Source organism: Jongsikchunia kroppenstedtii DSM 45133, from assembly GCF_000380485.1.
GTDB lineage: Bacteria > Actinomycetota > Actinomycetes > Mycobacteriales > Mycobacteriaceae > Jongsikchunia > Jongsikchunia kroppenstedtii.
Window position 1 is genome coordinate 1 of the sequence record NZ_AQYG01000042.1, and the last position, 16886, is coordinate 16886.

General features: G+C 66.9%; 15 protein-coding genes and 1 tRNA gene. 11 read left to right on the forward strand and 5 right to left on the reverse strand.

The window, feature by feature from the left end:
• The 4 genes from G341_RS0106130 to G341_RS23950 form a co-directional block, all read right to left on the reverse strand.
• Window positions 1-284, reverse strand: a 284-nt coding sequence (locus G341_RS0106130; protein ID WP_018177401.1) for a transposase, incomplete at its 3' end; no start/stop codon positions are given.
• A gap of 46 nt (window positions 285-330) precedes the next feature.
• Window positions 331-2889, reverse strand: coding sequence for a trehalose-phosphatase (gene otsB, locus G341_RS0106135; RefSeq protein WP_018178233.1), 2559 nt, complete (start codon window positions 2887-2889; stop codon window positions 331-333).
• 22 nt (window positions 2890-2911) lie between these two features.
• Window positions 2912-4420, reverse strand: a complete 1509-nt coding sequence (locus tag G341_RS0106140) for an alpha,alpha-trehalose-phosphate synthase (UDP-forming) (RefSeq protein ID WP_018178234.1) — start codon at window positions 4418-4420, stop codon at window positions 2912-2914.
• Between the two features lies 1 nt (window position 4421).
• Window positions 4422-4586 carry a hypothetical protein gene (locus G341_RS23950; protein WP_018178235.1) on the reverse strand — a complete coding sequence of 55 codons (165 nt, stop codon included), beginning with the start codon at window positions 4584-4586 and terminating at the stop codon, window positions 4422-4424.
• A 153-nt stretch (window positions 4587-4739) separates the two neighbouring features.
• Here G341_RS23950 and G341_RS0106150 point away from each other — a divergent pair.
• Window positions 4740-4811, forward strand: a tRNA-Thr gene (locus tag G341_RS0106150).
• A 49-nt stretch (window positions 4812-4860) separates the two neighbouring features.
• On the opposite strand, the gene G341_RS0106155 is transcribed toward G341_RS0106150, so the two are convergent.
• Entirely contained in the window at window positions 4861-5445 is a 585-nt protein-coding gene (locus G341_RS0106155) for a TetR/AcrR family transcriptional regulator (protein ID WP_018178236.1), read from the reverse strand.
• Between the two features lie 120 nt (window positions 5446-5565).
• Between G341_RS0106155 and G341_RS0106160 the strand changes: the two genes are divergently transcribed.
• From G341_RS0106160 to G341_RS0106205, 10 genes are read left to right on the forward strand one after another with little or no spacing between them, the layout of a single operon-like run.
• A complete protein-coding gene (locus tag G341_RS0106160) occupies window positions 5566-6540 on the forward strand; it encodes a phosphotriesterase family protein (protein ID WP_018178237.1) in 975 nt (324 codons plus the stop codon).
• Between the two features lie 5 nt (window positions 6541-6545).
• Complete coding sequence (locus G341_RS0106165; protein ID WP_026303306.1) at window positions 6546-8072, forward strand: class I adenylate-forming enzyme family protein; 1527 nt, start codon at window positions 6546-6548, stop codon at window positions 8070-8072.
• A gap of 28 nt (window positions 8073-8100) precedes the next feature.
• Window positions 8101-8931: an SDR family oxidoreductase gene (locus tag G341_RS0106170; RefSeq protein WP_018178239.1), complete on the forward strand. Its 831-nt coding sequence runs from the start codon at window positions 8101-8103 to the stop codon at window positions 8929-8931.
• 9 nt (window positions 8932-8940) lie between these two features.
• The gene (locus G341_RS0106175; protein WP_026303307.1) at window positions 8941-10146 is read left to right on the forward strand and encodes an acyl-CoA dehydrogenase family protein; all 1206 of its coding nucleotides are present in this window, start codon (window positions 8941-8943) and stop codon (window positions 10144-10146) included.
• Window positions 10143-11210, forward strand: coding sequence for a phosphotransferase family protein (locus G341_RS0106180; RefSeq protein ID WP_018178241.1), 1068 nt, complete (start codon window positions 10143-10145; stop codon window positions 11208-11210). The genes G341_RS0106175 and G341_RS0106180 overlap by 4 nt, the downstream gene beginning before the upstream one ends.
• Window positions 11211-11255: 45 nt before the next feature.
• The gene (locus G341_RS0106185) at window positions 11256-12698 is read left to right on the forward strand and encodes a sugar porter family MFS transporter (RefSeq protein WP_155826810.1); all 1443 of its coding nucleotides are present in this window, start codon (window positions 11256-11258) and stop codon (window positions 12696-12698) included.
• Window positions 12699-12707: 9 nt separating this feature from the next.
• Entirely contained in the window at window positions 12708-13106 is a 399-nt protein-coding gene (locus G341_RS0106190) for a RidA family protein (RefSeq protein WP_018178243.1), read from the forward strand.
• A 1-nt stretch (window position 13107) separates the two neighbouring features.
• Window positions 13108-14295 carry a winged helix DNA-binding domain-containing protein gene (locus tag G341_RS0106195; RefSeq protein WP_018178244.1) on the forward strand — a complete coding sequence of 396 codons (1188 nt, stop codon included), beginning with the start codon at window positions 13108-13110 and terminating at the stop codon, window positions 14293-14295.
• A gap of 51 nt (window positions 14296-14346) precedes the next feature.
• Window positions 14347-15183, forward strand: a complete 837-nt coding sequence (locus G341_RS0106200; RefSeq protein WP_245556926.1) for a carbon-nitrogen hydrolase family protein — start codon at window positions 14347-14349, stop codon at window positions 15181-15183.
• Window positions 15184-15186: 3 nt separating this feature from the next.
• On the forward strand, window positions 15187-16872 hold the full coding sequence (locus G341_RS0106205) for a flavin monoamine oxidase family protein (protein ID WP_018178246.1): 1686 nt from the start codon (window positions 15187-15189) through the stop codon (window positions 16870-16872).
• The last annotated feature ends 14 nt before the right edge of the window (window positions 16873-16886 follow it).

Here is a 16886-nt window from a genome sequence, read left to right on the forward strand (position 1 = left end):
ATCTTCCCGGCCGCGTCAGCATCGGCCAGTACCTCGGCAAGAACGATGTCCCAGGTGCCGTCCTCGGCGTAACGGCGGTGCCGTTTCCACACCGTCTGCCATGGCCCGAACACCTCCGACGGCAGGTCACGCCACGGAATCCCGGTCCGGTATCGATAGATGATCGCTTCGACAACCTGCCGGTTGTTGCAGAACGGACGCCCTTGCCGCCCAACGTTTGACGGCAACAACGGCTCGATCCGCTCCCACTGCGCATCACTGAGCGACTCACACCTAGAACTCATCCACCGATCATCAGCGACCGATCACCCAATCATTAGGAGACACGCCCTAGTCGGAGAGGAGCTGCGCGCAGCGGATGAGTCCGAGGTGACTGTAGGCCTGAGGATGGTTGCCCAGGGAGCGCTCGGCGACGGGGTCGTACTCCTCGCTGAGCAGACCGGTCGGCCCGGCCGCCGCGATCAGCTGGCTGAACAGCGCCTCGGCATCGCTGCGGCGACCGATGAGGAGATACGCCTCCACGAGCCAGGCGGCGCACAGGTGGAAGCCGCCTTCGCCGCCGGGTAGCCCGTCGTCGTGATGGTAGCGATATACCGTTGCTCCGCTGCGTAATTCGGCCTCGGTGGCTTTGACGGTGGCGATGAATCGCGGGTCCGTGGGATCGATCAGCCCGGTGAGCCCGATATGCAGGGTGGCCGCATCCAGGTCGACGCCGTCGTAGGCGGCGGTATACGATCGCGCGGCCTCGTTCCAGCCGTGTTCGAGCACATCGGCGCGAATCTCTTCCCGCAGGTCGGCCCAGCCCGGTTCCGCCTCGCGCCCGAATCGGCTCGCCAGACGCAGCGCCCGGTCGACCGTCAACCAGCCCATGACCTTCGAGTACACGTGGTGCCGCGGATTGCCGCGGATCTCCCAGATTCCGTGATCCGGCTCGGTCCACCGCCGCTGGACGGCGTGCACCATGTTGGCCACCAGGTTCCAGTCGGCGTCGGTCAGCGCGTCGGCCCGACCGGACTTGGCGCGGGCGGTCGCCAGCTGATCGAGCAGATCGACGATGGGGCCGAACACGTCCAGCTGCACCTGCTGATTGGCGGCGTTGCCGACGCGGACTGGCCGCGACCCCGAGTATCCGGGCAGGGTATCGATCACGGCCTCAGGCGGCAGGCCGGTGCCGGCCAGTGTGTACAGCGGGTGCAGCCATTCCGGCCCGGACACCGTCTCGAGCACTCGGTGCAGCCAGGCCAGATACCCCTCGGCCTCGGCATGCGACCCGACCGATACCAGTGCCGATGCGGTCAGTGCGGCGTCGCGTAGCCAGCAGTAGCGGTAGTCCCAGTTACGCACGCCGCCAATATCTTCCGGCAGCGATGTGGTCGCGGCGGCGAGGATCGCGCCGGTATCGGCGTGCACCAGGCCGCGCAGCGTGAGCGCCGAGCGCTTCGTCAGCCCCGGCTTGCGGCCGGGCAGTGTGAGCCCGTCGGCCCAGCTCGACCAGTACTCTTCGGCTTCACGTCGTCGATCGGCCTCGTCCCGCGGATACTCGCCGAGATCATTGGTGCCGCAGCGCAGTTCGAGGGTGACCGGCCCGTCCGTGGGGTCGATCACTGCGACCGCGCTCTGATGGGTGCGTTCGGTGTTGATGGTCCAGTGCACGCCCGGGGCCCGCAGGGCGATCGGCTCGTTGGAGCCGAGGACGCGCAGACCGTCGGCGAGCACCTGAATGCGCACGCTCGCCTGGCCGAACTCGGGGCGAGGCACGAACCGGACCAGGGCGGGCACGTCGCCGCTTATGATGCGGATGAGGTCGGTGCGCCCGGGGGTCACGTCATGCGGCAGGTAGTCGGTGACTTCCAGGCTGGCCCAACGGGTCTGGATCGTCATGGTGCCGTCGAGGTACTGCTGGCTCTGCGGCAGCTGGGTGGGCTTGCCGTCCGTGGGCACGGGACCGATGGAGAAGACCCCGGCATCGTCGCCGCCGAGCAGTGCGGCGAACAGGGCGGCCGAATCCGGCTCCGGGTGACACAGCCAGTTGACCTTGGCGTCGGGCGTGAGCAGCGCGATCGACCGCGGCGATGCCAGCATCGACAACCGCTCGATCGGCGGGGTGTCGCCGCCGCGCAGCCAGGCGCGCCGCTCCTCGAAGAGGAACGCCAATGCCGTTGCGACGTAATCGGTGTCGGGGATGCGGAACTCGGCCACCGTCTTGCCGGCCCCGACCTTCACGCCCACATCGGGACCCTGCAGCCGATGGAACGCCTTCTCGTCCGTGACGTCGTCGCCGAAGAACACCGCCGCGCCGGCTCCGGCCTGATGCCGCAGGATATCCAGCGCCTGGCCTTTGTCGGTGGTGATGACGGCCAGCTCGATGACCGACTTTCCCTCCGTCACCTGTACGCCGGCGCGGGCGGCGGGGCCGGAACGGGCGCGCTTCAGCGCGTCCTCGGTGTCGTCGTTGTTGGCGTTGCGGACATGCAGCGCCGCGCTGGCCGGCTTCGTCTCCACGCTGACGCCGTCGTAGTCGGCGGCGATCGCGCGGAGCTCGACGATCAGCGTGTCGAGGAGTTCGGTTGCGGCGGCATCGATCTCATGGATGAAGCCGACGTCGAACTCGCTGCCGTGCGAGCCGACCAGGTGCACCTCGGCGGGGAGTCGCGACAGCGTCGCCAGGTCCCGCAGCGCGCGGCCGGAAATGACTGCGGCCGTGGTGGAGTCGAGTTCGGCGATGGCGCGCATCGCCCGCACCGACTCGGGATTGGGGCGGGCATCCTCGGGCCGGGACACGATCGGCGCCATGCAGCCGTCGTAGTCGGAGGCGACGAGCAGGCGCGGCGTACGCGCCAACCGAGTCAGCGCGCGCCGGAGGTCGGCCGGCAAATCCTGTGCACTCATGTGTCTATGTCTAGTCGCTTGTTCATGGCGCCAACCGCAGGCCGCGGTTGCCGTCGGCAACGGTGTCCGGGGTATCGGTGAGCACGCCGAGGAATGATTGCGCCCACCGCTCGACGTCGTGCATCAGGACCTGGCGGCGCATGGCGCGCATCCGCGTGCGCCCCTCGTCGTCGGTCTGGGTCAGGGCTGCGTCGATGGCGTCTTTGACGCCGTCGAGGTCGTACGGATTCGCCTGGTAGGCGGAGCGGAGTTCGGCTGCGGCTCCGGTGAATTCGCTGAGCACCAGCGCGCCGCCGAGATCGCTGCGGCAGGCCACGTACTCCTTGGCGACGAGGTTCATACCATCGCGCAACGGGGTCACCAGCATCACGTCGGCCGCGACGAAGAACGCGATCAATTCGTCCCGGGCCACCGGTTTGTGCAGATACTGGATCACCGGATGGCCGACGCGGCCGTGAATGCCGTTGATATGCCCCACGAGACGCTCGATGCCGCCGCGCATCTGGATGTAGCTGTCGACCCGCTCGCGACTCGGCGTCGCCAACTGGACCATCACTGTGTCGTCGGCATCGATCCGGTTCTCGTCGAGCAACTCGGCGATCGCCTTGAGCCGCACGTCGATTCCCTTGGTGTAGTCGAGCCGGTCGACGCCGAGCATGATCTTCGACGGGCTGCCGAGCTCGGATCGGATCTCGGCGGCGCGCTGCCGGATCTCCTTCGACCTGGCCTTGGCGTCCAGCGCCGCAGAGTCGATCGAGATGGGGAAGGCGCCGACGCGGACCGAGCGGAAGCCGACCTGGACGACGCCGAATTTACTGCGCACGCCCACGTTGCCCTTGGACGTCGCATGACCGCCGAGGCGTCGGGCGAGGATCAGGAAATTCTGCGCGCCGCCCGGCAGGTGGAATCCGATGAGATCGGCGCCCAGCAGGCCATCGACGATCTCGGTGCGCCACGGCATCTGCATGAACAGTTCCACCGGCGGGAACGGAATATGAAGGAAGAAGCCGATTTTCAGATCCGGCCGCAGCATCCGCAGCATCTTCGGCACCAGCTGCAACTGGTAGTCCTGGATCCACACGACGGCGCCCTTGGCGGCGGCCTTCGACGCTGCCTCGGCGAAGCGGCGATTGACCTCGACATAGGAGTTCCACCACTCGCGGTGGTATTCCGGCTTGACCAGAACATCGTGGTAGAGCGGCCACAGCGTGGCGTTCGAGAAGCCTTCGTAGTATTCGGCGATCTCCTGCGCGCTCAGCGGGACCGCGTGCAACTGCAGACCGTCGATCTCCGGGTCGTCGTCGGCATCGGGGATGCCGGACCACCCGACCCAGGCCCCCGTGTGGGTGCGCAGGATCGGCTCGAGGGCGGTGACCAGCCCGCCGGGGCTGCGTTTCCAGTCGACGCTGCCGTCCGGGTTGATGACCTTGTCGACCGGGAGGCGGTTGGCGACGACGATGAAGTCGGCCTTCTTGCGCCGGCGAGGCTTGGATTCCGCAGGCTTGTCAGTATTTCCCGATCGGTTCGACACCTCAGTTGTCGCCCGGGCCGATTCCCAACATGTTCAGGAGCATCCGGCACTCGTCGGCGTCGGTGGCGTAGGCGGCGACGACGCGGCGGGCCGAGCTGGCGGTCTCGTCGGCGACGGGGGTCAGATCGTCGTCGATGTCGTCTTTATCGGTGGTCTTGGCGGGCATTCAATCCTCGATTCGATGGTGCTGGGGGACCGGCCGGTCCGCGTAAGTCTGGTCCGATTCTATCCGGTCGCCCGCAGGTCGACGCGGTGGCGGGCAGTCCGGCCGGCCCGGCGGCGGACGGCGACGTGGCCGGTATAGTCAGCCGCGCACCATGCCTCCTTAGCTCAGTGGTAGAGCAACGCTCTTGTAAAGCGTAGGTCGTCGGTTCAATCCCGACAGGGGGCTCTGACGTATCGTGGCGATGAGGTGGTGATCGGGGGATCACTGCACCTCTTCAGTGACTCGGCGCCCGTTCGACGCCGAGGATCAGCGCCACCAGATTCAGCGCGGTGTCGATCTCCGCGCGGTCGCCGCCGAGGAGCGGCGCGTACAGGTTGACGTCGCAGATGCGCACGATCGCCAAGGCGAGATCGTCGACCGGCAGGGGTAGCGAAAGCCGACCGGATTCGGACTCCTCGGTCAGCGCCTCGGCGAGCACGGCGGTGGATACCGCTTCGATCTTGCCGGGCATCAACGCGAGCCGAACGAACAGCAGTGGCTCGCGAGAGGTGAAGTCGTGCAACGGTTTCGCTTTGTCCACCGCATGCATCTGACCGGCGACCAGGTCGAGGATGCGCTGCGCGCCGGTGGTCGTGACCGACCGGGACACCCGTCGCATCGTGCGCTCGGTGGCCTCCGCCAGCACCGTGGCGATCAGCTCCTCGCGGTTTCCGACATGGCGGTACAGCGTCGCGCGCCCGACGCCGAGGGTGGTCGCGAGCGCGGACATGTCCACCGCGCCGCCGGCCAGGTACACCTGGGTCGCGGCGTCGACAGCACGACGACGTTCGTACGACATCTTGTCGGGCGTCGTTGCCATCGCTCGTTCCTTTTCGTCAGCGCCTTGACGCATCAGGCGGCCTGATACACACTAGCTGAATGTCTCACGAGACATACATCCTACTTGTCTCGATCCGTGAGTTCAGTCACAGGAGGTTCGATGTCCAACGTGGAAACTGTCCGCGGCCCGGTCGATAGCGGCGCGCTGGGAACGGTGCTGATGCATGAGCACGTCTTTGTGCTCGGCACCGAGATGCAGCAGAACTACCCGGACTATCCGAACCGTTGGGACGAGGATGCCCGCGTCGCGGATGCGGTCGAGAAGCTGACCGAGATGCGGTCGCGCGGCATCGACACGATCGTGGATCCGACCGTGATCGGTCTGGGCCGCTACATCCCGCGCATCGAGCGGATCAACGCGCAGGTGGACGTCAACATCGTCGCCGCGACCGGGCTGTACACCTACAACGAGATCCCCTTCCAGTTCCACTACGCCGGCCCGGGTCTGCTGTTCGACCAGCCCGAGCCGCTGGTCACGTTGTTCCTCAAGGACATTCGCGAGGGCATCGCCGGGACGTCGGTGAAGGCCGGACTGCTCAAATGCGCGATCGAGGAGCAGGGCCTGACGCCGGGCGTCGAGCGGGTGATGCGTGCCGTCGGCCAGACCCACGTCGAGGCCGGCACTCCGATCACCGTGCACACCCACCCCGCGTCCGGCAGTGGGCTGGTGGCGCAGAAGGTCCTCAAGGAAGAGGGCGTCGACCTGACCAAGGTGGTGATCGGCCACTCCGGTGACAGCACCGACCTGGATTACCTGTGTGCCCTGGCCGATGCCGGCTCGTTGCTCGGGATGGATCGATTCGGCCTGGACGTGCTGCTGCCGAACGAGCAGCGCGTCGCCACCGTGGCCGAGCTGTGCAAGCGCGGATACGCCGAGAAGCTGGTGCTGTCCCACGACGCGTCGTGCTTCATCGACTGGTTCGACGAGGACGCCAAGGCCGCTGCGGTGCCCGACTGGAACTTCATCCACATCAGCGACAACGTCCTCCCGGCCCTGCGTGAGCTGGGCGTCACCGAGGAGCAGCTCACCACGATGCTCGTCGACAACCCGCGCAGGTACTTCGAGGCGGTCTGATGGCGATAACGCAGATCCCGCGCACCGACAACCCATGGTCGCGGCGGGGAGTCACCGTCGACGCCGATGGAATCGCCCGCTACGACGACCTGCCGGCGTCGTTGGTCGCGATGCTCGCCGAGCAGGTCGCGGCGCGTCCCGACAGCGAGGCCGTCGTCGAGCTCGGCGGTGACCGACTGACCTACCGGCAGCTCTGGGATCGCGCGGCCGAGGTCGCGGGTGGATTGCGGGCCGCCGGGGTCGGCAAGGGTGACCGGGTGTCGATCCGGTACCCGGCCGGCGTCAACTGGACCGTCGCGTTCTTCGGCACCGTGTTCGCCGGTGGTATCGCGGTGGCGCCCAATATCCGTTCGGCGGCACCGGAGATCGCCGCGCTGCTGGAGGACGCCGACGTCACGGTCGACCTGGCGGCCGACACGACGCTGCCGACCGGCGAGCCCTTCGTGGACGAGTCGCTCACGCGTTCCGACTACGCGGCGATGTTCTTCACGTCTGGCACCACCGGCCGGGCCAAGGGTGTGCCGACGACGCACGAGGCATTTCTGACCAACGCGGAGAACATGATTCGTGCGGCGAACTCCGATCGCAGCCTGGGCGAGGTCTACCGGACTCTGATCAGCGTGCCGCTGTTCCATGTCACCGGCTGCAATTCGCAGCTGTTGACGGCGCTGTACGTCGGCGGCTGCGCGGTGATCATGCCGGCGTTGGATCTGGGCGCGCTGATGAATGCGCTGAATTCCGAACGGATCTCGAGCATGATCACGGTGCCCGCGGTGTACGGGCTGCTGCTGCGCCAGCCGGCTTTCGCCGACCTCGACGTGTCCGGGGTGCGCTGGGTCGGCTATGGGGGTGCGCCGATCGCGCCGACCGTTGTTCTGGCGCTGAAGAAAGCGTTCCCCAGCGCCACCGTGATGAACGGTTACGGCATGACCGAGTCGGCGTCGCTGATGACCGTTCTGCCGGACGGGGATGCCGTCGACCATGCCGATTCGGTGGGCTATGCGGTGGCCACGGTCGACCTCGGAGTGGTGCCGATCGGCGATGACCGGCTGGTGGGCGAGCTGGTGGCACGCGGGGCGAACGTCACTGCGGGCTATTGGAATCGGCCCGAAGCGGATGCCGCGACATTCATCGACGGCTGGCTGCACACCGGAGACGTTGTCCGCGTGGACGATGCGGGTCGCGTGCACATCATCGATCGCACCAAGGACATCATCAACCGCGGCGGCGAAAACGTCTCCAGCGTCGAGGTCGAAGCGGTACTTTTGGCGGCACCGACGGTTACCGACGCGGCCGTGCTGGCGGTACCCGACGAGGTCATGGGAGAGAAGGTGGGCGCGGTGCTGGTCGGCGACGGGGACTCCGGCGTCGATCTCGATGCGGTGCTGGCCTACTGTCGAGAGAATCTCGCCGACTTCAAGATCCCGCAATACATTTCAATCGCCGATGCGCCGTTGCCGCGCAACGCGGGCGGCAAGCTGCTCAAGGCCCGGATGCGCGGAGACGTGCAGTGGGGCACACCGCTGCGGTGATCGGCGCGACCAGATCTGAGGAGATTCGATGCAGGTAGCCGGAAAAACCGCGATCGTCACCGGCGGCGGGAACGGAATCGGGGCGGCGATCGCCACCGCGTTGGCCGGAGCCGGAGCGCGCCTCGTGGTCGCGGACCTCGACGCCGAGGCGGCGCAGAGCGTTACCGCGGCGATCAACGCGGAGCATCCGCGTGCGGCCGTGCATCAGGGCGGCGATGTCGCGGATGCGGAGGTGATCGCATCGTTGATCGAGCTGGCCGAGACGCAATTCGGCTCTGTCGACATGTATTTCGCCAACGCCGGGATCGCCGGCCCGGTGGGATTCGAGGAGCTGACAGAGGCCGACTGGGATGGCGTGATCGACGTCAACCTGCGCGCCCACATTCGTGCCGCCACCCAGCTGGTGCCGCGGTGGACCGTCGGATCGGGCGGCTACTTCGTGTCGACGGCATCGGCCGCCGGGCTGCTGACCCAGATCGGGTCGGCCGGCTACTCGGTCACCAAGCACGCGGCCGTCGGTTTCGCCGAATGGCTGTCGGTGACGTACGGCGACCGCGGCGTCAAGGTGAGCTGCCTGTGCCCGATGGGCGTCGACACCCAGCTGCTGTCGGCGGGATTCGACGCCGACGATCGGCTGGGTCGCACCGCCGCCCGCGCGGTGACCACGGCCGGCGATGTGCTGACCCCGCAGCGGGTCGCCGAGGTGGTGCTCGAGGCGATCGCCGACGAGAAGTTCCTTATTCTGCCGCATCCGCAGGTGCTGGAGATGTACCAGCACAAGGGATCCGACTACGACCGATGGTTGTCCGGCATGCGTCGCTACCAGGCTTCGCTGCTCGCCGCCGACAACGCTGATTAGGAGACGCCGATGAGTATGTTCGAGATGTCCGATCGCGCCCGGGCGATCCGCGAGGATCTGCTGGAATTCATGGACGCCGAGGTCTATCCCGCCGAGGCGGTGTACGAGGAGCAGATGCGGGCGGCCGGCGATCCGCATCACCAGCCGCAGATCATCGAGGATCTCAAGGTCAAGGCGCGGGAACGGGGTCTGTGGAACCTCTTTCATCCCTACCCGGAATGGGGGCCGGGCCTGACGAACCTCGAATACGCGCCGCTGGCCGAGGTGATGGGCCGCAGCCATCTGGCATCGGAGGCCTGCAACTGCAGCGCCCCTGACACCGGCAACATGGAGGTGCTCACCCTCTTCGGAACCGAGGAGCATCAGGAGAAGTACCTGAAACCGTTGCTGGACGGCACGATTCGGTCGGCGTTCGCGATGACCGAGCCGCGGGTCGCCAGCTCGGACGCCACCAACGTCGAGATGTCGATGGTGCGGGACGGTGAAGAGTACGTCCTGAACGGCCGGAAGTGGTTCGCGTCCAACGCCTTGCATCAGAACTGCAAGGTGATGATCGTGATGGGCAAGACCAATCCGGATGCCGCGCCGCATCGGCAGCAGTCGATGATGGTGGTGCCGATCGACGCGCCGGGGGTCACCGTGATGCGCGGGCTGCCGGTGTTCGGCTACCAGGATCGCGAGGGCCACGCCGAGATCGACTTCAAAGACGTGCGGGTGCCGGCCACGGATGTGCTCAAGGGTGAGGGCGAGGGATTCGCGATCAGCCAGGCCCGGCTCGGGCCCGGTCGCATCCATCACTGCATGCGGGCCATCGGAATGGCCGAGCGCGCACTGGAATTGATGTGCCGGCGCGGACTGGAGCGTTCCACCTTCGGTAAGCCGATCGCCTTCAACGCCAACATCGGCGACTGGATCGCCGAGGCGCGCATCGACCTGGAGATGATCCGGCTGCTCACACTGAAGGCGGCGTACATGATGGACACGGTGGGTAACAAGGAGGCGCGCACCGAGATCGCCGCCATCAAGGTGGCCGCCCCCAACATCGCGCTGAAGATCGTCGATCGGGCGATCCAGGTGCACGGCGGTGGCGGTGTCTCCGACGACTTCCCGTTGGCGATGGCTTGGGCGCACCTGCGCACGCTACGGCTGGCCGACGGTCCCGACGAGGTGCACAAGCGCGCGATCGCCCGTCAAGAGCTGGGCAAGTACAGATGAGCGCCGGCGCCGGGGGCGGGCCGAACTCACCGGAATCGGATCCGCATCCCGGTATCGACGAGGGGTCGATACTGCGATGGTTCGCCGCCGAGGGCGTCGAACATGCTGCACCGCTTGCCTTCACCCGTATCGGTCTGGGGCAGTCGAATCTGACCTACCTGGTGCGCGACGCCGACGGTCGTCGCTGGGTGCTGCGCCGGCCGCCGATGGGGCACCTGCTGGCCTCGGCGCATGACGTCGCCCGGGAGGCGCGCATCCTGTCCGCGCTTGGACCGAGCGCGGTGCCGACGCCGCAGGTGTACGCGCTCACCACCGACGAGCGGTTCACCGACGTGCCGTTGCTGCTCATGGAGTTCGTCGACGGCACCGTCATCGACACCATCGACGTCGCCGAATCGCTCCCCGTCGATCAGCGCCGGGCCATCGGCCTGGCGATGCCGGCGAACCTGGCCCGCATTCATGCCGTCGACCTGGCGGCGGTCGGGCTGGACGATCTCGCCAGCCACAGCCCGTACGCGCCGCGACAGATCAAGCGGTGGACCGGGCAATGGGAGAAGTCCAAGACCCGCGACAGCGCCGAATTCGATGCGTTGACGCAGCGTCTGGTCGCCGCGGTCCCGGAGCAGACCGAAACCACATTGGTGCACGGCGATTTTCATCTGCGCAACGTCATCACCGATCCGGCCGCCGGTGAGATCCTCGCGGTGCTCGATTGGGAGCTGACCACCCTCGGTGATCCGCTCGCCGACATCGGCAGCCTGCTCGCGTACTGGCCAGAGCCGGAGGATTCGATGGCCGGCGGATTCATCGGCGCCAATGTCGAGGGATTCCCGAAGCGCGCCGAACTCGCGGCGGCGTACGCGGAGCAGACCGGAAGAGACCCTGCGGCGCTGCAGTACTGGCATGCGATGGCGCTGTGGAAGCTGACCGTGATCGCCGAGGGCGTGATGCGCCGCGTGATGGATAACCCCGCCAACAAGGCCGCGGCGGGGACGCCGATGCTCGAGCAGGTCGACGGAATTCTCCGAAGGGCTATCGAAGTCGCAGACGGTGCGGGAATATGACGCGTAGCGGGGCGAGAACATAACCCCGGCGGCAGGGCGCTGCCGATGCATCCGAGTCGAGAGGTCCAGATGACGGCAAGCACCCACGACGAGCATTTCGGCAAGGTCGTCACCGTCTCGGTGGCGGCCGCTATTGGCGGATTCCTCTTCGGCTTCGACAGTTCCGTGGTGAACGGCGCGGTCGATTCGTTGCAGAACAAGTACGACCTGAACTCCTTCATGAAGGGGTTCGTCGTCGCGATCGCGCTGCTGGGCTGTGCGCTCGGCGCCTGGTTCGCCGGGCGGCTCGCCGACCGCTGGGGCCGCAAGAAGGTGATGGTCCTCGGCGCGATCATGTTCATCGTGTCGTCGGTCGGTCAGTCGCTGGCCGTCGATGTTCCCGACCTGCTGTTCTGGCGCGTTCTCGGAGGTATCGGGATCGGCATCGCGTCGGTCATCGCGCCGGCGTACATCAGCGAGATCGCGCCCGCGCGCTATCGCGGCGCGCTGGGTTCACTGCAGCAGCTGGCCATCACCTCGGGCATCTGTATCGCGCTGGTGTCGGACGCGCTGCTGCGCGGCTGGGCCGGCGGCGCCAGCAACGAGCTGTGGTGGAACATGGAGGCCTGGCGGTGGATGTTCCTCGTGGGCGTGATTCCCGCAGCCGTGTACGGCTTTGTGGCGCTGCTGATCCCGGAGTCGCCGCGCTACCTGGTCGGGCAGGGCCTGGACGAGGAGGCGGCCCGGATCCTGCGCGAGGTGACCGGCGAGGCCCACCCGCTCGAGCGCGTCACCGAGATCAAGCTGACGCTCAAGCGCGAATCGGTGGTGTCGATCAGGGATATCCGTGGGCCGACGTTCGGGCTGCATCCCCTTGTCTGGGTGGGCATCTGGCTGGCGATCTTCCAGCAGTTCGTCGGGATCAACGTGATCTTCTACTACTCGACCACGCTGTGGCATTCGGTCGGATTCTCCGAAGGCTCGTCGTTCAAGATCTCGGTGATCACCGGCATCGTGAACGTGGTGATGACCTTCGTGGCCATCGGCTTCGTCGATCGGGTCGGTCGGCGCGTGCTGCTGAGCGTCGGGTCGATCGGCATGTTCGTCGGCCTGCTGCTCGCCTGCATCGCGTTCACGCAGCAGGAGGGCCACGGCGACGACATCACGCTGCCGAGCGGCTGGGGCAAGGTGGCGCTGGTCGGCGCCAACATGTTCGTGGTGTTCTTCGCCGCGACCTGGGGCCCGGTGATGTGGGTGATGCTCGGCGAGATGTTCCCCAACCGCATCAAGGGCATCGCGCTCGGCGTGTGCAGCGCGGTCAACTGGATCGCCAACTTCACGATCTCGCTGCTGTTCCCGCAGATGAACAAGTCGGTCGGGCTGACGTACATCTACGGGTTCTTCGCGCTGTGTGCGTTGATCTCGTACTTCTTCGTCCGGTTCAAGGTGCCCGAGACAAAGGGCATGGAGCTCGAGGAGATGGACACACTGGAGGCGGTCGAGCACTAGGCTCGCACCATGTCGCAAATACGGCTCAACGGTTCCGGTTCGCTCTACGACGGCGGGTACTCCTATAGCGTCACCGTGCCGCCGGGATCCACGATCTATACGGCCGGCATCAGCCCGCTCGACACCGACGGCACCACGGTCGGCCCGAATGATGTGACGGCACAGGCGAATCAATGCATGATCAACCTGGAGACGGCGCTCGACGACGCCGGCGCATCGCTCACCGACGTGGTGAAGGTGACGATCTACGTCGCCGAGAAGATGCAGGCCGACCTGGTCGTCGCCTGGGATGTGGTGTCCCAGGTCTTCGGCGACCACAAGCCCGCCGCCACGCTGGTCGGGGTCACCGTTCTCGGCTACGACGATCAACTGGTCGAGATCGAGGCGATCGCGGCCGTCCCGGCCTGAGGTGAGTCGCCCGCACATCACCGACGCGCAGCGGCGCGCTCGGCTGGTGGCTCGGCAGTTTCAGCCGGCGGATTCGGTTGTCGGCGTTGCCGAATCGGTCGTGTGCCTGCACGCCACCACCCAGTCGAGCATCTACCTGTCGACCTGGGCCCGGCATCGAGCGGTCACCGTTGATGACGTCAATGCCGCCCTGTATCGCGATCGCACCGCGATCAAGCAGCTCGCCATGCGTCGGACCCTGTTCGTCTTCCCGCGGGAGACGCTCCCCGACGCAGTCGGTGCGGTCGGGCAGCGGGTCGCCGACAACGAGCGCAAGCGAATGATCTCCCACATGACCAAGGCGGGCGGGTTCGCCGATCCCGCCGCCTGGGTGGCCACCGCCGAGTCGGCGGTGCGCGGGGCACTCCGTGACGGGCGCGCCGCCACGTCGACCGAACTCCGAGCCGAACTGCCTGAGCTGGAAGGATTCATCGAGTACTCGCCGGACAAATCGTGGGGCGGCACGCAGCCGCTGGGTCCGCGGGTGCTCACGATGATGGGTGCCGGCGGCGAAATCGTGCGAGGCCCGGACGACTCCAAGTGGTATCTGTCGCGGCCGCGGTGGGTCTCGATGCCCGACTGGCTGGGTGAGGAGCTCCCCGAGGTGTCGCCGCATGACGGCCATCTGGCGATGATCCGGCGATGGCTGGCCCGGTTCGGGCCAGGCACCGAGGACGACCTGGTGTGGTGGCTGGGTTCGACGAAGACCGCCGTGCGCAAGGCCCTCGCCGAGATCGAGGCCGTCCAGGTCGACCTCGACGGTGGCCCAAGGGGTTCCGGAGCGGCGGTCGGCTATGTGCTGCCCGATGACCTGGACGAGGTGGCGTCGCCGAAGCCGGCCGCGATGCTGCTCCCGGAGCTCGACCCCACGACGATGGGCTGGAAGGACCGCGACTGGTATCTGGGCGGCCACCGCGAGTGGGTGTTCGACCGCACCGGCAACGGCGGTCAGACCGTGTGGTGGGACGGGCGCATCGTCGGCGGCTGGAAGCAGCGCGACGACGGCTCGGTGGCCACCGCTCTGTGGGCCGATATCGGCAAAGCCGGGCAGCGTGCGGTCGCGCGCACCGCCGACGAGCTGGCCGCCTGGTTGGGCGAGGACCGGCCCAAGGGCGGATACCCGGCGCCGTTCATGCGCTCGATCGAATAGCTCGCGTCGCGCAAACCGGCTTCGGCCGTGGCGGTGTGGGACCATCGGAATATGTCCGGGCCGCGGCGCTCTGTCGACATCATGGCGCGCGTCGCCGTGATGCAAGGCCCGGCCGCCACCGGAAGTGTTGAACAGAACCTGGCTGCGATCGAGGCAGCGGCCCGCGAGTCCGCGGCGGCCGGCGCTCGGCTGCTGGTCACACCCGAGATGTCGGCGACGGGCTACAACATCGGCGACCTCACCGGCGAGCGGGCGGAATCGCTCGACGGCCCGATCGTCCGAGCCATCATCGAACTCTCCCAACGATATTCGCTGACCGTCGTGGCAGGCCTGCCGGAGCGAGAGCAGGGGCGTCTCTACGACATCGCGGTCGTCGTCGCGCCGAGCGGCCTGGTTATCGCCCGCCATCGCAAGGTGCATCTGTTCGCCGAGCTCGATCGCGACCGGTTCGCTCCAGGTGACCGGCTGGTCACCCAGTTCGAGTGTGCGGACCGCACCTTCGGCCTGGCCGTCTGCTACGACGTCGAGTTTCCCGAACTCGTACGGGCCCATGCGGACTCGGGTACGGATATCCTGGTGGTCCCGACCGGCCTCATGCAGCCCTATACGGTGGTCAGCCGGATTCTGGTGCCGGCGCGGGCTTACGAGAATCAGCTGTTCATCGTCTACGCCAATCGATGTGGTTCGGAGAACGGTCTGGAGTACTGCGGTGACAGCGTCATCGTCGGGCCGGATGGAGCCGACCTGGCCCGCGCCGGCGCGGAGGAAGAGCTGCTGATCGCCGACCTCGACGCGGCTGCGCTCGCTGACGGCAGGCGCCGGAACACCCATCTTGCCGACCGTCGCCCGGACCTTTATCCCGCAAAACCTTTCGGTCGGAGGGACTGATCGATGACCGTCCCGATATCCGTCGCCGACAGCGCCACCGAGTCGCCACCGTTGACGATGTTCGGGCCGGATTTCCCGTTCGCCTATGACGAGTACGTCCGCAGTCCGCTCGGCATCGGTGCGGTGCCGCGGTCGGCCTATGCCAAGCCGGTCGCGGTCATCGGCGGCGGGCTGTCGGGCACGCTCACGGCATATGAATTGGCGCGCATGGGTTTGCGGCCCGTCGTCTACGAAGCTGACCGGCTCGGCGGCCGGATGCGATCGTTGCCGTTCGCCGGCCACCCCGGTATCACGGCCGAGATGGGGGCGATGCGCTTCCCGACGTCATCGACCACGCTCTTCCACTATCTCGACGAGATGGGTTTGCAGACGACACCGTTCCCCAACCCGCTGGCCGAGGCGACGCCGTCGACCGTCGTGGACCTGAAGGGGAGCAAGCATTTCGCCCGCACTCTCGCCGATCTTCCCGATATTTACCGCGAGGCGGCGCACGCCTGGCATCGCACACTCGACGAGCTGGGCGAGGCCGGCTCGTTGACGGCCGCCATCCGGCGCCGGGACGTGCCTGCGATCCAGCGGATCTGGGCCGACTTGGTGCGACGCCACGATGACACCACGTTCTACGGATTCCTCTGTCAATCAACGGCATTCGAGAGCTTCGCGTTGCGCGAACTCTTCGGGCAGGTGGGATTCGGGACCGGCGGGTGGGATACCGACTTTCCGAATTCGATTCTCGAGATCCTCCGAGTCGTGTGCACCGCTGCCGACGATGATCACCGGTCCATCGTCGGGGGCTCGCAGCAACTGCCGGAGTGTCTGTGGTCGGCGCCGGTGCCCGGGGTCAAGCGTTGGCCCGCGGGAACATCCGTGCAGTCGCTGCACGCGGATGGCCGGACCCGGCCCGCGGTGGTACGTCTGGGCCGTACCGGCGCGGGAGGGTTCGTCGTGGCCGATGCTTCCGGGACGGTCGACGTGTACGACGCCGTCGTGTTCACCGGGCAGGTCTGGATGCTGCTGAACACGATCGACACGGATGAGTCGGTGCTGCCGGCGGCCCACTGGACGGCGATCGAACGGACCCACTACATGGGCGCGTCCAAAGTCTTCGTGTTGGTTGACCGACCCTTCTGGAAGGACATCGATCCCGCGACCGGACACGAGACGATGAGCATGACGCTCACCGATCGAATGACCCGCGGCACATACCTTCTCGAGTTCGGCGACGATCGGCCGGCCCTCATCTGTCTGTCGTACACCTGGGCCGACGATTCCCTGAAACTACTGCCGCTGAACGCCGGTGAGCGGATGGATCTGATGCTCAAGTCTCTGGGCAGAATCTATCCCGGCGTCGACATTCGCGGTCACGTTATCGCGGCGCCGGTGACGATGTCGTGGGAGACCGAACGTGCCTTCATGGGCGCGTTCAAGGCGAATCTGCCCGGCCACTACCGCTACCAGCGGCGGCTCTACACCCATTTCATGCAGGACCGATTGCCCGCGCAGCACCGCGGCTTCTATCTCGCCGGGGACGACGTGTCGTGGACCGCCGGGTGGGCCGAGGGCGCCGTGCAGACTGCGCTCAACGCGGTGTGGGGCGTGATGACGCAATTCGGCGGGCATACGGTGCCCGGCAATCCCGGGCCGGGGGATCTTTTCGACGAGATATCACCGATCGATCTCGATCAGTAGGGAGACCACCATGA

Bases quoted from the DNA above. Each gene is read 5' to 3' on its own strand.
- otsB (WP_018178233.1), bottom strand. From the start codon at position 2,889: ATGAGTGCACAGGATTTGCCGGCCGACCTCCGGCGCGCGCTGACTCGG.
- G341_RS23950 (WP_018178235.1), bottom strand. From the start codon at position 4,586: ATGCCCGCCAAGACCACCGATAAAGACGACATCGACGACGATCTGACC.
- G341_RS0106155 (WP_018178236.1), bottom strand. From the start codon at position 5,445: ATGGCAACGACGCCCGACAAGATGTCGTACGAACGTCGTCGTGCTGTC.
- G341_RS0106160 (WP_018178237.1), top strand. From the start codon at position 5,566: ATGTCCAACGTGGAAACTGTCCGCGGCCCGGTCGATAGCGGCGCGCTG.
- G341_RS0106170 (WP_018178239.1), top strand. From the start codon at position 8,101: ATGCAGGTAGCCGGAAAAACCGCGATCGTCACCGGCGGCGGGAACGGA.
- G341_RS0106175 (WP_026303307.1), top strand. From the start codon at position 8,941: ATGAGTATGTTCGAGATGTCCGATCGCGCCCGGGCGATCCGCGAGGAT.
- G341_RS0106180 (WP_018178241.1), top strand. From the start codon at position 10,143: ATGAGCGCCGGCGCCGGGGGCGGGCCGAACTCACCGGAATCGGATCCG.
- G341_RS0106185 (WP_155826810.1), top strand. From the start codon at position 11,256: ATGCATCCGAGTCGAGAGGTCCAGATGACGGCAAGCACCCACGACGAG.
- G341_RS0106190 (WP_018178243.1), top strand. From the start codon at position 12,708: ATGTCGCAAATACGGCTCAACGGTTCCGGTTCGCTCTACGACGGCGGG.
- G341_RS0106200 (WP_245556926.1), top strand. From the start codon at position 14,347: ATGTCCGGGCCGCGGCGCTCTGTCGACATCATGGCGCGCGTCGCCGTG.
- G341_RS0106205 (WP_018178246.1), top strand. From the start codon at position 15,187: ATGACCGTCCCGATATCCGTCGCCGACAGCGCCACCGAGTCGCCACCG.